This is a genomic window from Nocardia sp. NPDC058519 (assembly GCF_042719755.1).
GTDB lineage: Bacteria > Actinomycetota > Actinomycetes > Mycobacteriales > Mycobacteriaceae > Nocardia.
In genome coordinates this window covers 139,245-157,133 of record NZ_JBHXNK010000016.1, presented here as the reverse complement: position 1 = coordinate 157,133, position 17,889 = coordinate 139,245, and the positions used below count along the sequence as shown (strand labels likewise).

Here is a 17,889-nt window from a genome sequence, read left to right as displayed (position 1 = left end):
GCAGGTTTCCGGTGTATGTCAAACCCAGGTAAGGTTCTTCGCGTTGCATCGAATTAATCCACATGCTCCGCCGCTTGTGCGGGCCCCCGTCAATTCCTTTGAGTTTTAGCCTTGCGGCCGTACTCCCCAGGCGGGGTACTTAATGCGTTAGCTACGGCACGGATCCCGTGGAAGGAAACCCACACCTAGTACCCACCGTTTACGGCATGGACTACCAGGGTATCTAATCCTGTTTGCTACCCATGCTTTCGCTTCTCAGCGTCAGTTACTTCCCAGAGACCCGCCTTCGCCACCGGTGTTCCTCCTGATATCTGCGCATTTCACCGCTACACCAGGAATTCCAGTCTCCCCTGAAGTACTCTAGTCTGCCCGTATCCCCTGCAAGCTTAAGGTTGAGCCCCAAGTTTTCACAGAAGACGCGACAGACCGCCTACAAGCTCTTTACGCCCAGTAATTCCGGACAACGCTCGCACCCTACGTATTACCGCGGCTGCTGGCACGTAGTTGGCCGGTGCTTCTTCTACAGGTACCGTCACTTGCGCTTCGTCCCTGTCGAAAGGGGTTTACAACCCGAAGGCCGTCATCCCCCACGCGGCGTCGCTGCATCAGGCTTTCGCCCATTGTGCAATATTCCCCACTGCTGCCTCCCGTAGGAGTCTGGGCCGTGTCTCAGTCCCAGTGTGGCCGGTCACCCTCTCAGGTCGGCTACCCGTCGTCGCCTTGGTAGGCCGTTACCCCACCAACAAGCTGATAGGCCGCGGGCCCATCCTGTACCGATAAATCTTTCCACCCCAAACCATGCAGTCTGGGGTCATATCCGGTATTAGACCCAGTTTCCCAGGCTTATCCCGAAGTACAGGGCAGATCACCCACGTGTTACTCACCCGTTCGCCGCTCGTGTACCCCGAAGGGCCTTACCGCTCGACTTGCATGTGTTAAGCACGCCGCCAGCGTTCGTCCTGAGCCAGGATCAAACTCTCCGTTGAAGACTCTCGAAAACACCCGAGGGTGCAATCAAAATTATCTAACTAGAGTCCGAAAACCTAGCAAAGCCAAACACCAGCAAAAAAATTCGCTGTTGTTTATGTCCAACCTCCCACGACCGGGGGGTACGCGAAGGTTGGAACCAATAATAATTATTGGCACTGACATTCATCGACACACTATTGAGTTCTCAAAGAACACACGCACAAACGGAATAGCTGGATCTTCCAGATCTTCCGAAGGGCAACTGTTCCAGCCTAACCTCACGTCCAGACGATGTCAATCGTAAGCCTGGTCACAAGATCTTCAGCTCCGTCAGGCGCTTCCCCGTACTACCGCGTTTCCCTGGCCCGCCAGCCACTCGGGCTAGCGTCTCGGCTCCGGGTTGGTGTCCGTGTCGCTCTGACTTCCAATAAGTTACGCGCCGGATAACGCCGCGTCAAATCGCCTGGACAACACCGGATCTCCGCAGGTCACGGGCGGTGCGCTCAGCCGATGCGGCTGCCTGAATCACACAGATGTGATTCAAGCCTCCGCAACGACGTCAGGCTATCCGATGTACGCCCGCCATGTTCTTCTTTCCGCGCCGGAGCACCAGCCACTCACCGTGCAGGTAGTCGGCGTCGGACGGAGTCCATTCGACGTCGCTGACCCGCTGGTTGTTCACCGACGCGCCGCCTTCGTTGACCACCCGACGGGCCGCGCCCTTGCTTTCGCACAGGCCCGACGCGACGAGCAGGTCGACGATCGTGTTCGGTTCGCCCGGCACCACCTCGGCGACCTTGCCGTCGACCGCGGCTTCGCGCAGTGCGGCGCCGAGCGTGGACAGCGGAAGTTCGCCGAGCTCACCGCGACCGAAGAGGGCATGGCTGGCCAGTTCCGCCGCGCGGGTCTCGGCCTCGCCGTGCACCAGCGTGGTCATCTCCGCCGCCAGACGCTTCTGGGCCTCGCGCGCGAACGGACGTTCCGCCGTCGCCTGCTCGAGTTCGTCGAGTTCTTCGCGGCTCAGGAAGGTGAACCAGCGCAGGTAGCGCACGACATCGGCGTCGGCGGTGTTCACGAAGTACTGGTACCAGGCGTAGGGGCTGGTCAGTTCGGGGTCGAGCCACAGGCTGCCGCCACCGGTGGACTTGCCGAACTTCTTGCCGTCGGCCGAGGTCACCAGCGGCACGGTGAGCGCGTGCACATGCGCGCCGTCCACACGCCGGTTCAGTTCGACGCCGGCGATGATGTTGCCCCACTGATCGGAGCCACCGACCTGCAGCGTGCAGCCGTGCTCGCGCCGCAGCTGCAGGTAGTCGTTGGCCTGCAGCAGCATGTAGCTGAACTCGGTGTAGGAGATGCCGTCGCCTTCGAGCCGCCGTTTGACGGTGTCGCGGGCGAGCATGACGTTCACCGAGAAGTGCTTACCGACGTCGCGCAGGAAGTCGACGGTCGACAGCGGACCGGTCCAGTCCATGTTGTTGACGATGACCGCACCGGTCGCCGAATCGTCGAGGTCGACGAAACGCTCGAGCTGGCCTCGAATGCGCTGTGCCCATTCGGCGACGGTGTCGGTCGAGTTCATGGTGCGTTCGCCCACGTCACGCGGGTCGCCGATCATTCCGGTCGCGCCGCCGGCGAGCACGATCGGCCGATGCCCGGCCAGCTGGAAGCGCTTGAGCGCGAGCAGCGGGACGAGGTGGCCGGCGTGCAGGCTGGCGGCGGTCGGGTCGAAGCCGGCATAGAGCGTCAGGGGCGCGGCGGCCGCGGCAGTGCGCAGCTCGTCCAGGTCGGTGGACTGCGCGATCAGGCCGCGCCAGGTCAGTTCGTCGAAGATGTCGCCGGTCACGCTGACCTATCTTTCCGCATGCGGTTCGTCAGTCGCGTGCGGGCCGGGCGCGGGTGATCCAGGCGAGCAGATCGGCTTCGACCTCGTCGCGGTTGGTTTCGTTGAGGACCTCGTGGCGGGCGTCCGCGTAGACCTGGTAGGTGATGTCGTTCAGGCCCGCGTCGCGGTAGCGCTGCACCAGCAGGTCGGACAGGCGCAACTTGTCGTTGAGCGGGTCCTTGTCGCCGACCAGCACGTAGACCGGCAGGTCGGTGCGCACTGTGCTCGGATCGGACAGCCTGGTCTGGGCGTTGACCGCGAGCTGGCCCATATTGGCCTCATCGATGGCGAAACCGCACCACGGGTCGGCGTTGTAGGCGTCGACCTGGGCTTCGTCTCGGCTGATCCAGTCGGCGTCGGTGCGGGTGGGCTGGAACTCGGCGTTGAAGAAGGCGGTCAGATCACCGCCTGCGGCCGCGATCTCGCCGAACAGGCCGTCGACCGCGGTGGTACCGCTCAGGACCACCTCGTCGACCAGGTCGGAGTGGTCGAGCAGGTACTGCTGCATGGCGAAGGAGCCGAGGCTGTGGCCGATCAGGGTGACGGGCAGGCCGGGATGGCGTTCGCGCAGGATCTCGGTGAGCGCGACCTCGTCGGCGACGAGCAGGTTCCAGCCGTCGGCGCCCAGGTCACCCGGCACCTCACCCATGGTGAGGCCGTGGCCGCGGTGGTCGTCGGCATAGACGGCGAACCCGTGGCCCGAAAGCCGTTCGGCGAGATGGCCGTAGCGGTCGGAATGTTCGCCCATGCCGTGCGCGATCTGCACGACGCCGCGCGGCTCGGTCTCCGTGGGGAGCCAGCTCCGCACGTGGATCACGGTGCCGTCGCTGCTGGGAAAAGTGAACACGGGGCGCTCCTGCTCGTACGGTCTTTCGACGTGGTCCTCGATCGTCGCACCCCGGGGGAGTTCGCCATATTGGATCCACAGACGAGATCAGGGCGGCGATCTTGGCTCCGCGGCCGAACCCCGCACAGATGTCTCGGCACGCCGATGATCGCCGGAACCCCCCGGGCTCCGGCGATCGTCAGCGTGTCGAGTCGCGGCTCATCGCACCAGCGCGGTGATGGTGGCGCGGCGTTCGTAGGCGATCCAGGCGAAGATCGCGGCCAGTACCAGCGGGAAGATCGCCATCGCGGGCTTGTCGGCGATGAATGCCTGCGTCGCGGCGGCGAGCACGGTGAGCACGGAAAGGCCCGCGGCCGCGAGGCCACTGAGCCGCGGCACCATCAGGCCGATACCGCCCGCCACCTCGACAACTCCGATGAAGATGAGCAGCCCGATGGGGATGGTCAGGTTCTCAGGAGCGTTGTCCATCAGGGTGTTCGGGATGACGAGTTTCGGTCCGCCCGAAGCGATCACGAAGAAGAGGCCGAGCACAATCTGCAGGGTCCACAGAACGCGGTTGCGGATCTTGCCGGGGCGGTAGGTGGCGGCGTCGGAGAAGTTCGCGGAGGGGGTCGCAGTGGTCATTGTCTCGTCCTTCGAGTCGGTCGCGCCGGGTTGGTAGCGCGTTCAACAGATAGGACGGACCGTCGCCCACAAACTCATCGCTGTGGGCGAAGTCTTTCGGAATCGCCGCTCGGCTCGGACGCCCGTGAGCTACGCCGGTAGACCGAGACGGCGTTCGACGCCGGTAGCCAGAACCGCCAGGGAATCTCGGCGGCAACGCTGACGCCCACCCGCGGACCGGAGGCGATATCGGATTGCGGCACAGGTGGTTTCAGTTCCAGGTGCAGCGCGGAGAACGGATCGAACAGCTCGGTTCCATAGTCGGACATACTGATGCCGAGCGCGCTGCCGACATTGCCGGGTCCCCGCGCGAGATCGGCGTCCTTACGGGCGGCGGGTCTGCGTTCGCGTGCGATATCGATGCCCGCGACCACTTCGGCCGCACGCACGAGCACCGCACCGGCCTCGCCGTCGTAGCCGCCGGTCACATTCACACACAGGTGAATTCCGTACGAGCGATAGACGTAGAGCCGCCCCGCCGGGCCGAACATCACCGCGTTGCGGGCGGTCGGCCCCGGCCAGGAGTGCGCGGCGGGGTCGGGCCACGGTCCGGCGGGATCGCTGCCGTAGGCCTCGACCTCCACGATCCGCAGGGCCACCGGGCCCGACGTCAGGACGGCGCCGAGCAGCCGGTGCGCGGCGGTGGGCGGATCGACGGCCAGTTCCTGGGCGGACACAACCATCATTGTCGTCCGAGCAGGATGGCCCTTGGCTGCCGGGTCAGGCGTAGGCGCTGAGCCTGCCTCGTGTTTCAGGCGGGGATTTTGGCCTCGACCTGGATCAGGTCGTAGCGGAGCGACGAGTGGTCGGCGGGTGGATTCTCGACCGGATCGACCCGGACCAGCAGCTCGTAGGTGTAGCCGGGTTCGTAGGTGAATCCGGTGATGCCGTCGTAGAACAATTGCCACGGCTCATCGGGGGAATAGCGGACCTGCATGCACCGCATGGGTGCGACGCCCTGGCAGTCGACCTGCTCGGCGGCGACGAACATCCGGACGGTGTCCTCCTGCTCGGTGGCCGCGGCATCATCGCTGGTGTCAGCGCAGCCCAGGATGCCGAAGCCGGTCGCGAGCACCATGGTGGCGAGCAGGGTCGGTCGTCGAGCCATGGTGTCGTCCTCCGGCCGTCGGGGTGTCAAGGAAGGGTAGCTGATCCGTAACCGGGCAGGGCGGAGGATTTGTCAGCCGAGCAGGTCGGTGCCGCGGTACAGACCGGCCAGCTTGCCGGGGTTGACCTGGAATCGCAGGTTCTGGATGTGTCCGTCGACGAGGTCGAAAGTGAAGGCGGCGCCGGGGTTTCCGGCGAGGGACGCCAGGGCGCCGAGCTCGCCGTTGATATCGGCCGCGGTGAGTTCGAGGCCCGCGGACGACGGTTTGGCGAGGACGCCGAGAATCCAGCGAGCGACGTGGTCGGGGCCGTACAGGGGGCGGCGCGCGGCGGTGACCACGCCGCCACCATCGGACCAGCACGTGACATCGGGGGCCAGCAGGTCCATCAGGGCGTTGAGGTCTCCGCCCGCGCAGGCGGCCATGAATTGGGCGGTGACCTGGGCGCGAGCGGCCTTGTCGGTATCGAATCGCGGGCGCCGGGATTGGACGTGGTTCTTCGCGCGGTGCGCGATCTGGCGCACGCTCGCCTCGGGACGGTCGAGGGCTTCGGCGATTTCGGCGTGCGAGTAGCCGAACACTTCGCGCAGTAGGAACACGGCGCGTTCGACGGGGGTGAGGGTTTCCAGCACGACGAGCATGGCGGTGGAGACGGTATCGGCCAATTCGGTGTCCTCGGCGATATCGGGCGATGTCAGGACCGGCTCGGGAAGCCAAGGGCCGACATAGCTTTCGCGGGTTGCGCGGGCGGAGGTGAGCCGGTTGAGGGAGAGATTGGTGACCGTGCGGACCAGATAGGCCTTGGGGTGGGTGACCGTGGTGTGGTCGGCGTCGTTCCACTTGAGCCAGGTGTCCTGCAGGACGTCCTCGGCGTCGGTGACCGTACCGAGCATGCGGTACGCGGTCGCGAACAGCAGGCGGCGGTGTTCGAGGAACGGATCCTGATCGGACATAGGTCCTACCATCTCGCACGCTCCGTCACTGTGGCGAATCAGCGGGCGCCGATGCTGACCGGCGCCCGATCGGCGACGGCGGCAGGTCACTCACGCGATGGCGCGAGTGACCTTGCCGCCCTTGGACAATTGCACGTTCATGGTCATCTTCTTGCTGGCTTTGAACGCCGGAACCGGGCTGCTGCTGACCATTTCCTTGTAGGTGCGCGCGGCCCAGCCGGTGAGGTAGAGACGGCGCGGGGTGTCGTCGGCCTTGGTGAACTGGATGACCGCGTCGCGGCGGCCGAGGCTGACAGGCTGGTGGAAGTAGCCGAAACGGAACGGCCGCGCCTTCTTGCCGCGCAGTTCGGCGGCGATCACGTCGGCGGTGTAGGCGGCGGTGGGCATGCCGCTCTGGCAGGTGCCGTGTACCTGCCCCCATGGCTGACGAACGGCGGCCGCGTCACCGATCGCGTGAATCGTGGGGTGCGACACCGACTTCAGTGTCGGGTCGACGACGATGAGGCCACGCGCGTCGGTCTCGATCCCTGCCTCGGCGGCCAGCGGCGAGACCCGGACACCGGTGGTCCACAGGGTGAGATCGGCGCCGATCACCGTGCCGTCGGCGAGCTCGACCGCGTCGGGCTGCACTTTCGCGACACGCACGCCGATCGCCCGGACGATGCCGAGCCGGTCCAGCGCCTTGTTCAGGTGCGCGCGTGCCTTGTCGCCCATCATCGCGCCCGGCTCGCCCGAGCTGATCAGGGTGACGCGCAGGCCCGGGTGGCTTTCCGCGATCTCGGTGGCGGCTTCGATGCCGGTGAGGCCGCCGCCGCAGACGGCAACCGAGGCGCCCTCGGTCGCGAGAGTGGCCAGCTTGCCTGCGAATTCGTGGGCGCGGCGCGGGTTGTCGAGGGTGAAGGCGTGTTCGGCGACGCCGGGTACGAGGGTCGTCTCGGCGGTGCTGCCGAGGGCGTAGATCAGTTCGTCGTAGGCGAGCTCGCCCGCACCGTTCACGTGGACGCGCTGGGTGGTGGGGTCGATGGCGGTGACCCAGCCCTGGACGAACTCGATACCGGTGCCGTCGAGGATTTCCGGGATGTCGTGGTGGGCGAGTTCCTGGCCCGCGGCGACCTGGTGCATCCGCAGCCGCTCGGTGAAGCGGGCCGACGGGTTGACCAGGGTGATCGCCACATCCAATTTCCGGGTGTGCCGGGCCAGGCGGATCGCGGCCAGCATGCCGGTGTAGCCGGCGCCGAGGACGACGATGCGGTGCGTGGTGGTGGTGGTCATTGCGCTGCTCCTTGTCGGTGGGATGTTCATGGGACAAAGCAGCCCGCCGGAACGTGACAACCCGTCATTGTGATCCACATCACATATCCTGACCTGCGGAAAACCCTGACCACGTCGGTAGGGAATCAGGGTCGAACCGGGGACGCACCCCGATGTGGCACGAGGCTTACGTCCCTACCGTCGATGCATGGCTTCTCCCCCACGTCGGCTGCGCCGAATCCTGCTCGGCGCGTGCGCCCTCGTCGTCATCCTGCCCACCGCGATCGGCACCGGGGTGGCGTGGACGTGGACCGATGCTGACGTATCCACGGTCGGCACAACGGAATTCACCCAGCCGCTACGCATTCCGCCACTGGCCGATTCGACGGTCGATTCCGCCGGAACACGGGTGTTCTCGCTCGATATGCGCACCGGGACAACCGCGTTCGAACCCGGACGCGAGACCGAGACCTGGGGTTTCAACGGTAGCCATCTCGGTCCGACCTTGCGCGCGGCCCGCGGCGAGCGAGTGCGCGTCCAGGTGCGCAACCAGTTACCCGAAGCTTCGACGGTGCACTGGCACGGCATGCATCTGCCCGCCGCCATGGACGGCGGGCCACACCAGATGGTCGAGCCCGGCGCGTCATGGACACCGGAATGGACCGTGGCCCAACCGGCTTCGACCCTCTGGTATCACCCGCACCCACACGGCGCGACCGAGGACCACGTGCGCCGCGGCCTGGCGGGCATGTTCCTGATCGATGACGCGCCGAGCGCCGAACTGCCGCTGCCGAACACCTACGGTGTCGACGACATCCCGGTGATCGTGCAGGACATGCGACTGCGCGGAAAACGCCTCGACGGCGCGCACGCGATCTTCCGCGATATCGGCTTCCTCGGCGATCGCACCATGGTCAACGGCACGCTCGCGCCCTACCAGGAGGTCGGCGACGAACTGGTGCGGCTGCGCCTGCTCAATGCCTCGACCGCGCGGATCTACACCTTCGCCTTCGACGATGCCCGACCGTTCGCGATGCTCGGTTCCGACGGCGGCCTGCTCGAACGCCCCGCCACCTTGGATCGCATCCAGCTCTCACCCGGCGAGCGCGCCGAGATCGTGGTGCGAATGCGGCCCGGTGAGCGCACCGTTCTCCGCAGCGAGAAGCTCGAGGCGGGCCTGGACTTCTGGTCGAACCGGTTCTCGGGCGGTGACGACAGGTTCGATGTCCTCGAACTGCGCGCCGCGTCCACCCTGCGACCCTCCCCAGTGCTGCCGGAAACCCTTGTGCCGCCGTCGATTCCCGACGGTACGGACTCGGTCGTGCAACGCCGCTTCGATCTGACCCTGGCCGGTATCAACGGCGAGCGCATGGACATGAGCCGCATCGACACGACCGTCACCCGGGGCACCACCGAGACCTGGGTCGTGCACAACATCGACGGCATGCCGCACAACTTTCACGTCCACGATGTGCAGTTCCGGGTGCTCGACTACGACGGGGCCCCGCCCCCACCCGAGCTGGCCGGCGCCAAGGACACCATTTTCCTGCCGCCGAATACGGCGGCCACCCTGGTCCTGCGCTTCGACGGGCCTGCCGATCCGACGACGCCGTACATGTACCACTGCCACCTGCTGTGGCACGAGGATGTCGGGATGATGGGCCAGTTCACCGTCGTCGAACCAGGTCAGCAGGCTGCGACACCCCCTGGACACGCCCACTGACTCTTGCCACATCGACACCGTCGCGCTAAATTCATCACGTAGTGAATTCAACACTCGATGAATTGAGGCGACCATGTCGCACACCGCACCGCCACCGACCGCCATCCAGGTCGCGGACCTGACCGTCAAGCGCGGAAAACGGTCCGTCCTGCACGGCCTGACCATGGACATCCCGCGCGGCTCGATCACCGGCCTGCTCGGCCCGTCGGGTTGTGGGAAGACCACCCTGCTGCGCAGCATCGTGGGAACGCAGCTGGTGGAGTCGGGGACCGTCACCGTGCTCGGGGAGCCCGCGGGTAGCGCCGGGTTGCGCCGCCGGGTCGGCTACGTCACCCAGGCGCCGAGCATCTACGCCGACATCAGCGTCCGCGACAATGTGGCCTACTACGCCGCGCTCTACGGGCGCGACCGGGACGACACCGAATCCGCGCTCGTCGCGGTCGGTTTGGCCGACCACGCCGATCAGCTCGGCGATCAGCTCTCGGGTGGGCAGAAGACCAGGGCGTCGCTGGCGTGCGCTCTGGTCGGCAAGCCCGAGCTGTTGGTGCTCGACGAACCGACGGTCGGCCTCGATCCGGTGTTGCGCGTGGAGCTGTGGAAGCAGTTCCGCGAATTGGCCGCGGCGGGAACGACTTTGCTGGTCTCGAGTCATGTGATGGACGAAGCCGAACACTGCGACAAGCTGCTGCTGATGCGCGAGGGCGTACTGCTCGCCCAGCTCAGCCCCGACGAACTGCGCGAGCGTACCGACGAACAGAACCTCGAGGCCGCCTTCCTGACCTTGATCACGATGGGAGAGCACCCATGACCACCCTGCGCCCCTACACCGCCACCACCGGCCGGATCCTGCGGCAACTGCGCAACGATCACCGCACCGTGGCGATGATCCTGGTGGTTCCCGCTCTGCTGATGACCCTGCTGTACTTCATCTACCAGGACGCACCGCGCGCCCCACACGCACCGCTGACGATGTTCGACCGGGTCGGCATCACGATGCTCGGGATCCTGCCGTTCATCGTGATGTTCCTGATCACCGCGATCGCGATGCAACGCGAACGCACATCCGGAACCCTCGAACGACTGCTCACCACTCCGCTGAGCAAGCTCGACCTGCTCGCCGGGTACGGCAGCGCGTTCTCCCTCGCCGCCGCCGCCCAGGCCGCCGTCGCCAGCGTGGTCGCGTTCTGGCTGCTCGGGTTGACCGCCGCGGGCAGTCCCGGCTGGGTCCTGCTGATCGCGATGGTCGACGCGGTGTGCGGCGTCGGGCTCGGCCTGCTGGCGAGCGCCTTCGCGCGCACCGAGTTCCAGGCCGTGCAGTTCATGCCGGTGATCGTCGCACCGCAGATCTTCCTGTGCGGGCTGCTGGTTCCGCGCGACCGGCTACCCGGCTGGCTGGAGGCGATCAGCAATGTGATGCCGTTGAGTTACGCGGTGGACGCGCTGCAGCAGGTGTCGGTCCACGCGGAGCCGACGGGCGCGATGTGGCGCGATATCGCCGTGGTCGCCGGGTTCGCGGTGGTGGCGCTCGGCCTCGCCGCGGCTACTCTGCGTCGACGCACCCCGTAGCGAACAAGGCCCGGCCACGACGAGAGGACCACCATGAGTGACGGCGAATCCGGTTCCAGCACAGCGAGATCCGGGCGCACCGGGCGCAGGCCGGGCAATGCCGACACCAAGCTGGCGATTCTCGACGCGGCGCGGGTGCGGTTCGCGGGCGCCGGGTTCGACAAGACTTCGATCCGCGCGATCGCGGCCGATGCCGATGTCGACCCGGCGTTGGTGCACCACTATTTCGGCAACAAGCAGCAACTGTTCGCCGCCGTGGTGGACTTCCCGGTCGACCCGGACACGACGTTGCGCGCGGTCGACGCCGCCCCGGTCGACGAGCTCGGGCAGACCATCGTGCGCGCGGTGGTCACGGTGTGGGACTCCCCCGCCGGACCCGGCATCGTGGCCATGGTGCGCAGTATTTTCGCGGGCGGCGATCAGAATCTCGCACGCTCGTTCCTGCTCCAGGTGGTGCTGGAACGGGTCCGCGTGCGCATCGCGACCCCGGATGACGACGGACGGGCCAGGGTCTCGCTGGCCGCGTCCCAGATGGTAGGGGTATTGACCGCCCGCAAGATCATCGCGCTGGAACCGCTGGCCTCGATGCCGATCGATGCTGTTGTCGATGCCGTCGGCCCGGTCGTCCAGCGCTACCTGACGGGCGATATCACCACCGGCAGTTGGTGATTCAGCGCGAGCTCACCCGCACGACAGCCGGTGGCACATCACGCAGGACGGGCAGCGCACCGAAGATCGGCAGGGTCGCGGCCAGCGGACCGTGCGAGGGTCCGTAGGAGCTCACCGTCACCTCGCCGACCGCCGGACTCCACGACCGCAGCAACGCCGCGATCTTGCTGCGCTCGATCCCCCACGGCATCGGCGGCGCCGTGTAGTCCGGTGTCTTGCGGAAGCCGCGCACGGTCTTGCGGGAAAACCACGGCGGGATGGTGTCGAACATCAGCTCGACGCCGGCGAATCGTTCGAGAATCGCGGTCACCAGGCGGCGCACGTCGTCGGGCTCGAAGTACATCAAAAGCCCCTGGGCCGTGACGAAGACACCGCGCTCGGCGTCGACGTGGTCGAGCCAGGACAGATCCAGCGCGCTGATCGGCAGATACTCGCACCGCGACACCGGCGGCAGGAACCGGGTGCGGATCTCGATCGCCTCCGGCACATCGACGCACAGCCAGCGCACCGCGCCGTCGTCGCATCGCTGGAACTGGGTCTCGAGGCCGGCCGCCAGTTCCACCACGGTCCCGCCGGGATGTGCGGCCAGCCACGGCCGCAGCGCGTCGTCGAACCGGGCCGAGCGGACGGCGTGGGTGCCATCGGGCTTCCCGAAGGTCCGCGCGTAGTCGAAATCGATGGTGTCGTAGAGGCGTTCGCAGTCCGGGTCGGTCAGGACCGCGTCGGCGCGCTTCACCTCCGAACCGCGGTTGTGGAGGGTCCACAGCATGGTCAGGGGAATGCCGCTCAGTGCGACGTCATCGGCCATCGGACACACTCTTTTCCTGATCGGGGTCGGCACCTCGGCAAGCTGACTAAGGTGAGCCTAACTCCGATTTCGGAGGAGTGGGGAAGCTACCGGGTGCGCCGGTCAGGATTCGGCGACGAAGAATTCGTGTTCGGCGTCGGTGACGTCGCGGGCCTCGTCGATCAGCAGCACCGGGATGCCGTTGTCGATCGGATAGGCGCGGCGCAGGCGGGGGTTGTAGAGCACGCTCGCATCGGCTTCGGTGCGCACCAACTGCAGCGGGCCCTTGTCCTGGGGGCAGGCGAGCAGGCCGAGCAGAGTCGCGTCGATCGTGGATTCTTGCGCCATAACCGACAACCTACCCCGCCGTCGCCGACGCCGGAGAATCCGTGCCACGGCGGAACGAGATGTGGCGGTGACCGAAGTAGCTGCCGACCGCGACCAGGCCGAGAACGACCACCGCCGAGGGCATCCGCGGCAGCCCGAACACCGACACCGCGAGCGAGAGCAGTGCCATGTTCAGCACGAGTCCGCCCGAGTTCACGACCACGAACCCGAGGAAGTCGCGCAGCACATGCCCACGCACCCGGAACACCAGCGTCCGGTGCAGCACGAACGCGCTGACCAGGCCGATGCTGTAGGCCAGCGCCACCGCGACCGCGGGCGGCACGGAATCGCCGAGAACGGCCATCCAGGCCACGGTGAGCACGATACCGAGGACGGTGTTGAAGCCGCCGATCAGCGCGAACGCAAGTTCCTGGCGCCGCACGACCCGCAGCAGCAGGCCGGTCGGCGCGTCGGCGACATGCGGTGAGTCGGCTGTCATGACGGCACGTTCACCATCTCACGTTCGGCGGTCTCGGCAGCCGGTTCGGTGGCCTCGCTCTCGGCACCGCGACGACGTCCACGCACGTAGAACCACTGCGCGACACCGAGTCCGGCCAGCCCGGTGAGCACGGCCGCGATGCCGATCTTCCAGCCCGGCGGACGCCAGGTGACATCGAGTTCGGCCTTGTCCGTGCCCGCCGGGATGTCCACCGCCAGGATCGACTTGGCGATCTGCGTCACCGGGATCGGTTCGCCGTTCAGCGACGCCCGGTAGCCGGGCCACGCCAGGCGCGAGAGCACGATCCGGCCACCGTTGGCCGAACTGACCTGTGCCCGGGTGCTCGAGTAGCTCTCCGACAGCGACGTCGCGGTGACGCCTGCGGCATCGGTGATCCGGCCGTTCTTGCTCGAGATCGGTCCGTCGACCCGCTCGAGCACGCCGATGTAGTTCTCGTGGCCCGGGTAGTCGACCCACTTCCACCCGGCGGGCGGTTCCTGGTTGACCACGTCGGGGAACAGCGCCTTCTGCACGACGACCCGGTCCAGGTTCATCAGATCGGCCAACGGCCGCCCGGTGGTGGCCTCCGGCGCGAACATCCGCCGGTAGGCATCGGGGCACACGCTGCTGTCCCACCGCATGCACAGCAGTTCGCCGAAGTAGAAGTGCCCGGTCGGCGTGTAGCCGTTCACGTAGTTCAGGCCCAGGCCCTTGGCGGAGTTGCCGAAGACGAGCGACCCGTAGGCCCCGTCCACGCTCTTGTCCTTGGGCTGGAGCAGCCCGCGGTCGCCGAGCTGGATGGTGTTGCCGGTGAAATCGGGGAACTTCGCCGCGGCCTCGGACCGCGAGGCGGGCAGGTTCCACGACATCGGCGTCGGCTGCGCGTCACGGACCTGCAGGTACACGATCGGGAACATCGCGGTGATGGCGAGCAGGCACGCGGCGGCGACGCCACGGGTCTTGTCCAGCCAGATCAGCCCGGCGCCGAGCGCGCCGATCGCGACCGCCGACAGCAGGTGCCAGTACCAGTCATCGGGCGCGGCCGAGAACGACCGGACCCACAGCAGCAGGATCAGCACACCGGCGGCGATACCGCGATTCTTCAGGTCCTTGGTGGTGCCGTAGCGACCGAGCAACACGCAGACCAGCACGAGCAGACCGATCGCGAGCATCGGCAGCACCCGCACCGGCCACCTCAGCGGCCCGACCGTGCCGGGACCGGCCGTCCACATCAGCATCATGATCGCGAAGATCCCGACCGCGCTGAGTTCATGCCAGCAGTCCTTCGCCCTGCGCCAATCGATGAAGGCGAGCGCGGGCACCAGGAACCAGGCGATATAGGTGACCGGCATCGGCTGGATGTAGCCCCACCACGAGGTGAACGCGGGCAAGGTGCTCGGCAGGCTCGCGTTCAGCGACTCAGACCACGGCACGGTGAGGAACTGGTCGTTGATGATCTGCGCGGTCCCGCGCCAGGTCACCTTGGCCGAGAGCATGCTCGGCAGGTAGGTCAGCAGACCGGCGAGCCCGGCACACAGCGACACCACCGCCAACCGCAGCACCGGCCGCCATGCGCGCTGGTAGATGATCTCGCCGACGGCGACGGCGAACAGCATCAACACCGCTTCGACCGCAGGGAAGATGTACTGCACCGAAATCGTCAGATACAAGAAGATGAAAACCGGGATCGGCCCGCCGGTTCCCCGCGCGTAGCGCACCGACGACGCCCACGCGTGCACCATCCACGCGGTGCCGGTGAGCGCGGTCATCCAGCTCGCGGTGTCGAAGAACAGGAAGAAGCCCGACAGTGGGAACGCGACGCCCGCGACCGCCGACCACGACAGCCGACCACCGTAGGCCAGGCAGATCCGGTACACACCCAGACCCGCGATGATCGAGAAGATCAGCTTCACCACGGTCGCGTAGAGCGCGATGTTGTCCACCGACGGCGCGATCAGGTCGATCAGCAGCTGCGGCGGGTTGAACAGCCCGGCATCGTCCATCGTGTTGTTGCCCGACATCCACTGCTCGGGAACCATCGCGGGGAACCGGCCCTCGCGCAGCTCGCGGCCCAGCGTCACCCACAGCGAGGTGTACTGCGACTCGGTGTCGTCGGTGAAGAAATGACGTGCGTTGGCCAACAGCACAGCGACGTACCCGAGGATCACCCCGATAGTGGTGACGAGCCCCCATCGCACGACATCGCGTCGCGAATCAGGGTCTCTACGCGCATCGAGTACAGCACTGTCGGTCACGAGTCCCAGACCCTACATCGACCGGCCGTTCATGGTGCAGTGGGTCAGGCAGATTCCCTCGGCGCAGCTCCGAGAAGGCCAGGCTGTACCGTGTTAGAGTTCACCGGCTCGGACTCTGCTGTCACGCAGGGAGTACCGGCACGCACCGTCTTCGAAAGTCGATCCAGCTGATGCCGATTCCCACCTCGCCGACCTACCGCCCCGTTCCTCCGACGCCGAACGGTCATACCGACGCGTCCGGCGGCCCTCGCCCACATCGGGTTTCGGTCGTGGTGCCGATCTACCGCGGCGAGGAGACCATCAGCGGCCTGGTCGGCGAACTGCACAAGCTGAGCCGACCCACCGAAACACCGGGTGGCGTCACGTTCGTCGTCGACGAGATAGTCCTGGTCCACGATCACGGCCCCGATCACTCCGATGTTGTGCTCCAGGAACTGGAACACATCTTCGAGGAGGTCCGCACCGTCTGGTTGAGCCGCAACTTCGGCCAGGACGCGGCGACCATCGCGGGCATGTCTGCCGCGGGCGGCGACTGGATCATCACCATGGACGAAGACGGTCAGCACGATCCGGCGTTCATCGGCAAGTTCCTCGACGCGGCGCTCACCGAGCGGGCCGACCTCGTGTACTCGAAGCCGGTGAACACCCGCCCGCACGGTTTCCTGCGCAACATCACCTCGCGCGGCGCGAAGATCGTGTTGGCGACGCTGTTCGCCTTCCCCGACTCGAGTCGTTTCGAGAGCTACCGGCTCATCCGCGGCGATATCGGTCGCCAGCTCGCCGGGGTCGCGTCCAACGGCGTCTACCTCGACGTCGCACTCACCTGGGTGGTCGGCTCGGTCGCGCAGGTGCCGGTCGAGCTGCGGGCCGAGGGTCGCGACGAGTCCGGGTACAACTACCGCCGACTGTTCTCGCTGTTCTGGAAGATGGTGTTGTGCAGCGGCACCCGCGGGCTGCGCCTGGTGAGCATGCTCGGCGTGACCCTCGCGCTCGGCGGGCTCGTATTCGCCGCGGTGATCATCGGCCAGCATCTCACCGGGGACGGTGCGCCCGAAGGGTGGGCATCGATCATCGTCGTGCTGCTGCTGTGTTCGGGTGCGACGTTGTTCTCGCTCGGGCTGATCGCCGAATACCTCGGCGTCGCACTGCACGTCCTGGTGGGTAAACCGCTGTACCTCACCGTAGACTCACCGACTCCGCGTCCCGGCCATCGGGAAGCGACCACCGCGAAGAGAGAGACCGACCGGGTTGAGCAGTGACCGCATCATCTTCAGCCGACCGTTTCGGGCGCGCCAGGAATTGGCCAACCTCGAGGCGGTGCTGAACTCTGATCACAGTCACGGCGACGGCGCGTTCACCGCGTCGGCCACAGCGAAGATCAAGGCCATCACCGAGGCCCCGCACGCACTGCTGACCACCTCGTGCACCTCCGCGCTCGAAATGGCGGGCCTACTGCTCGAATTGGGCCCCGACGACGAAGTGATCGTGCCCAGCTTCGCTTTCACCTCGACCGCGACGTCGATGGCGTTGCGCGGCGTGACTTGCGTCTTCGCCGATATCGACCTCGCCACCGGCAATCTCGATCCGGCCTCGGTCGCCGCCGCGCTCACGCCGCGCACCAAAGCCGTCGTCGTCATCCACTACGGCGGTGTCGCCGCGGACATGGCCGAACTGCTCGCGCTCGCCGACGCGCACGGCTTCGCGATCATCGAGGACAACGCGCACGGCCTCGGCGGTCGCTGGCGTGGCCAGTCCCTCGGCACCATCGGCACGCTCGGCACGCTGAGCTTCCACGACACCAAGAACGTGCACTGCGGTGAGGGCGGCGCCCTGCTGCTCACCGACGAGATCCTGATGGCGCGCGCCGAGATCATCCGGGAGAAGGGCACCGACCGGGCCCGTTTCCTGCGCGGCGCGGTCGACAAGTATTCCTGGCAGGACATCGGTTCCAGCTACCTGCCGAGTGAACTCAACGCGGCGGTGCTCGACGCGCAGCTCGCGGAGTTCGATGTCATCCAGGCCGGTCGCCATCGGGTGTGGGACGGCTACGCGAGCGCGCTGCCGGACTGGGCCGCGCGCAACGATATCCGCCTGATGACCGTCCCCGACGACCGCGAGCACACCGCGCACCTGTACTACCTGCGCACCCCGACCGAGGCCCGCCGTGACGACCTGATCAGCCACCTCGGCTCGCTCGGGATCTCCGCGCCGTTCCACTATGTACCGCTGGATTCGAGCCCGGCCGGATTCAAACTCGGCCGGACCCCGAATCCGTGCGTGCGCAGTGCCGAGTTCTCGGGCACTGTCGTTCGGCTCCCGCTGTGGCCGGACCTGAGCGACGAGCAGGTCGCTCGGGTCGTCGAGGCGGTCACCGCGTTCACCGTCTGAC

General features: G+C 66.7%; 17 protein-coding genes and 1 rRNA gene. 6 read left to right on the top strand and 12 right to left on the bottom strand.

Annotated elements, in window-relative coordinates; genetic code table 11:
* The 8 genes from ACFWPK_RS19420 to ACFWPK_RS19385 all read right to left on the bottom strand — a co-directional run.
* Window positions 1-986 (bottom strand): 16S ribosomal RNA (locus ACFWPK_RS19420); the annotation flags it as partial.
* Window positions 987-1,528: 542 nt separating this feature from the next.
* Window positions 1,529-2,815 (bottom strand): tyrosine--tRNA ligase, encoded by a 1,287-nt coding sequence (tyrS, locus tag ACFWPK_RS19415; protein ID WP_378917595.1) that lies wholly within the window; start codon window positions 2,813-2,815, stop codon window positions 1,529-1,531.
* 28 nt (window positions 2,816-2,843) lie between these two features.
* Entirely contained in the window at window positions 2,844-3,701 is an 858-nt protein-coding gene (locus ACFWPK_RS19410; protein WP_378917593.1) for an alpha/beta fold hydrolase, read from the bottom strand.
* 198 nt (window positions 3,702-3,899) lie between these two features.
* The gene (locus tag ACFWPK_RS19405; RefSeq protein ID WP_378917591.1) at window positions 3,900-4,325 is read right to left on the bottom strand and encodes a DoxX family protein; all 426 of its coding nucleotides are present in this window, start codon (window positions 4,323-4,325) and stop codon (window positions 3,900-3,902) included.
* 74 nt (window positions 4,326-4,399) lie between these two features.
* Window positions 4,400-5,050, bottom strand: a complete 651-nt coding sequence (locus ACFWPK_RS19400) for a DNA-3-methyladenine glycosylase (protein ID WP_378917589.1) — start codon at window positions 5,048-5,050, stop codon at window positions 4,400-4,402.
* 65 nt (window positions 5,051-5,115) lie between these two features.
* On the bottom strand, window positions 5,116-5,472 hold the full coding sequence (locus ACFWPK_RS19395) for a DUF4377 domain-containing protein (protein WP_378917587.1): 357 nt from the start codon (window positions 5,470-5,472) through the stop codon (window positions 5,116-5,118).
* A 72-nt stretch (window positions 5,473-5,544) separates the two neighbouring features.
* Window positions 5,545-6,423, bottom strand: a complete 879-nt coding sequence (locus tag ACFWPK_RS19390) for an RNA polymerase sigma-70 factor (protein WP_378917585.1) — start codon at window positions 6,421-6,423, stop codon at window positions 5,545-5,547.
* Between the two features lie 90 nt (window positions 6,424-6,513).
* Window positions 6,514-7,695 carry an NAD(P)/FAD-dependent oxidoreductase gene (locus ACFWPK_RS19385; protein ID WP_378917583.1) on the bottom strand — a complete coding sequence of 394 codons (1,182 nt, stop codon included), beginning with the start codon at window positions 7,693-7,695 and terminating at the stop codon, window positions 6,514-6,516.
* A 187-nt stretch (window positions 7,696-7,882) separates the two neighbouring features.
* On the opposite strand from ACFWPK_RS19385, the gene ACFWPK_RS19380 reads away from it, so the two are divergent.
* The 4 genes from ACFWPK_RS19380 to ACFWPK_RS19365 all read left to right on the top strand — a co-directional run bounded on the left by ACFWPK_RS19380 (window position 7,883) and on the right by ACFWPK_RS19365 (window position 11,632).
* Entirely contained in the window at window positions 7,883-9,397 is a 1,515-nt protein-coding gene (locus ACFWPK_RS19380; RefSeq protein WP_378917581.1) for a multicopper oxidase family protein, read from the top strand.
* 73 nt (window positions 9,398-9,470) lie between these two features.
* On the top strand, window positions 9,471-10,205 hold the full coding sequence (locus tag ACFWPK_RS19375) for an ABC transporter ATP-binding protein (RefSeq protein WP_378917579.1): 735 nt from the start codon (window positions 9,471-9,473) through the stop codon (window positions 10,203-10,205).
* Window positions 10,202-10,963: an ABC transporter permease gene (locus ACFWPK_RS19370; protein ID WP_378917577.1), complete on the top strand. Its 762-nt coding sequence runs from the start codon at window positions 10,202-10,204 to the stop codon at window positions 10,961-10,963. Before ACFWPK_RS19375 ends, ACFWPK_RS19370 begins: the two co-directional genes overlap by 4 nt.
* Before the next feature lie 33 nt (window positions 10,964-10,996).
* Complete coding sequence (locus ACFWPK_RS19365) at window positions 10,997-11,632, top strand: TetR family transcriptional regulator (protein WP_378917575.1); 636 nt, start codon at window positions 10,997-10,999, stop codon at window positions 11,630-11,632.
* 1 nt (window position 11,633) lies between these two features.
* Here ACFWPK_RS19365 and ACFWPK_RS19360 read toward each other — a convergent pair whose 3' ends face one another.
* The 4 genes from ACFWPK_RS19360 to ACFWPK_RS19345 form a co-directional block, all read right to left on the bottom strand.
* Window positions 11,634-12,440, bottom strand: a complete 807-nt coding sequence (locus tag ACFWPK_RS19360) for a class I SAM-dependent methyltransferase (protein WP_378917573.1) — start codon at window positions 12,438-12,440, stop codon at window positions 11,634-11,636.
* A 102-nt stretch (window positions 12,441-12,542) separates the two neighbouring features.
* Entirely contained in the window at window positions 12,543-12,767 is a 225-nt protein-coding gene (locus ACFWPK_RS19355; RefSeq protein WP_378917571.1) for a Trm112 family protein, read from the bottom strand.
* Window positions 12,768-12,777: 10 nt separating this feature from the next.
* A complete protein-coding gene (locus ACFWPK_RS19350; protein WP_378917569.1) occupies window positions 12,778-13,245 on the bottom strand; it encodes a GtrA family protein in 468 nt (155 codons plus the stop codon).
* Window positions 13,242-15,500, bottom strand: coding sequence for a hypothetical protein (locus ACFWPK_RS19345; RefSeq protein WP_378917567.1), 2,259 nt, complete (start codon window positions 15,498-15,500; stop codon window positions 13,242-13,244). Before ACFWPK_RS19345 ends, ACFWPK_RS19350 begins: the two co-directional genes overlap by 4 nt.
* 170 nt (window positions 15,501-15,670) lie before the next feature.
* On the opposite strand from ACFWPK_RS19345, the gene ACFWPK_RS19340 reads away from it, so the two are divergent.
* Window positions 15,671-16,759: a glycosyltransferase gene (locus ACFWPK_RS19340; RefSeq protein ID WP_378917565.1), complete on the top strand. Its 1,089-nt coding sequence runs from the start codon at window positions 15,671-15,673 to the stop codon at window positions 16,757-16,759.
* Window positions 16,749-17,888, top strand: coding sequence for a dTDP-4-amino-4,6-dideoxygalactose transaminase (gene rffA / locus ACFWPK_RS19335; RefSeq protein ID WP_378917563.1), 1,140 nt, complete (start codon window positions 16,749-16,751; stop codon window positions 17,886-17,888). Before ACFWPK_RS19340 ends, rffA begins: the two co-directional genes overlap by 11 nt.
* The last annotated feature ends 1 nt before the right edge of the window (window position 17,889 follow it).

Coding starts and splice junctions, on each gene's coding strand:
- ACFWPK_RS19405 (WP_378917591.1), bottom strand. CDS start 4,325: ATGACCACTGCGACCCCCTCCGCGAACTTCTCCGACGCCGCCACCTAC.
- ACFWPK_RS19400 (WP_378917589.1), bottom strand. CDS start 5,050: ATGATGGTTGTGTCCGCCCAGGAACTGGCCGTCGATCCGCCCACCGCC.
- ACFWPK_RS19395 (WP_378917587.1), bottom strand. CDS start 5,472: ATGGCTCGACGACCGACCCTGCTCGCCACCATGGTGCTCGCGACCGGC.
- ACFWPK_RS19390 (WP_378917585.1), bottom strand. CDS start 6,423: ATGTCCGATCAGGATCCGTTCCTCGAACACCGCCGCCTGCTGTTCGCG.
- ACFWPK_RS19385 (WP_378917583.1), bottom strand. CDS start 7,695: ATGACCACCACCACCACGCACCGCATCGTCGTCCTCGGCGCCGGCTAC.
- ACFWPK_RS19380 (WP_378917581.1), top strand. CDS start 7,883: ATGGCTTCTCCCCCACGTCGGCTGCGCCGAATCCTGCTCGGCGCGTGC.
- ACFWPK_RS19375 (WP_378917579.1), top strand. CDS start 9,471: ATGTCGCACACCGCACCGCCACCGACCGCCATCCAGGTCGCGGACCTG.
- ACFWPK_RS19370 (WP_378917577.1), top strand. CDS start 10,202: ATGACCACCCTGCGCCCCTACACCGCCACCACCGGCCGGATCCTGCGG.
- ACFWPK_RS19365 (WP_378917575.1), top strand. CDS start 10,997: ATGAGTGACGGCGAATCCGGTTCCAGCACAGCGAGATCCGGGCGCACC.
- ACFWPK_RS19360 (WP_378917573.1), bottom strand. CDS start 12,440: ATGGCCGATGACGTCGCACTGAGCGGCATTCCCCTGACCATGCTGTGG.
- ACFWPK_RS19355 (WP_378917571.1), bottom strand. CDS start 12,767: ATGGCGCAAGAATCCACGATCGACGCGACTCTGCTCGGCCTGCTCGCC.
- ACFWPK_RS19350 (WP_378917569.1), bottom strand. CDS start 13,245: ATGACAGCCGACTCACCGCATGTCGCCGACGCGCCGACCGGCCTGCTG.
- ACFWPK_RS19340 (WP_378917565.1), top strand. CDS start 15,671: ATGCCGATTCCCACCTCGCCGACCTACCGCCCCGTTCCTCCGACGCCG.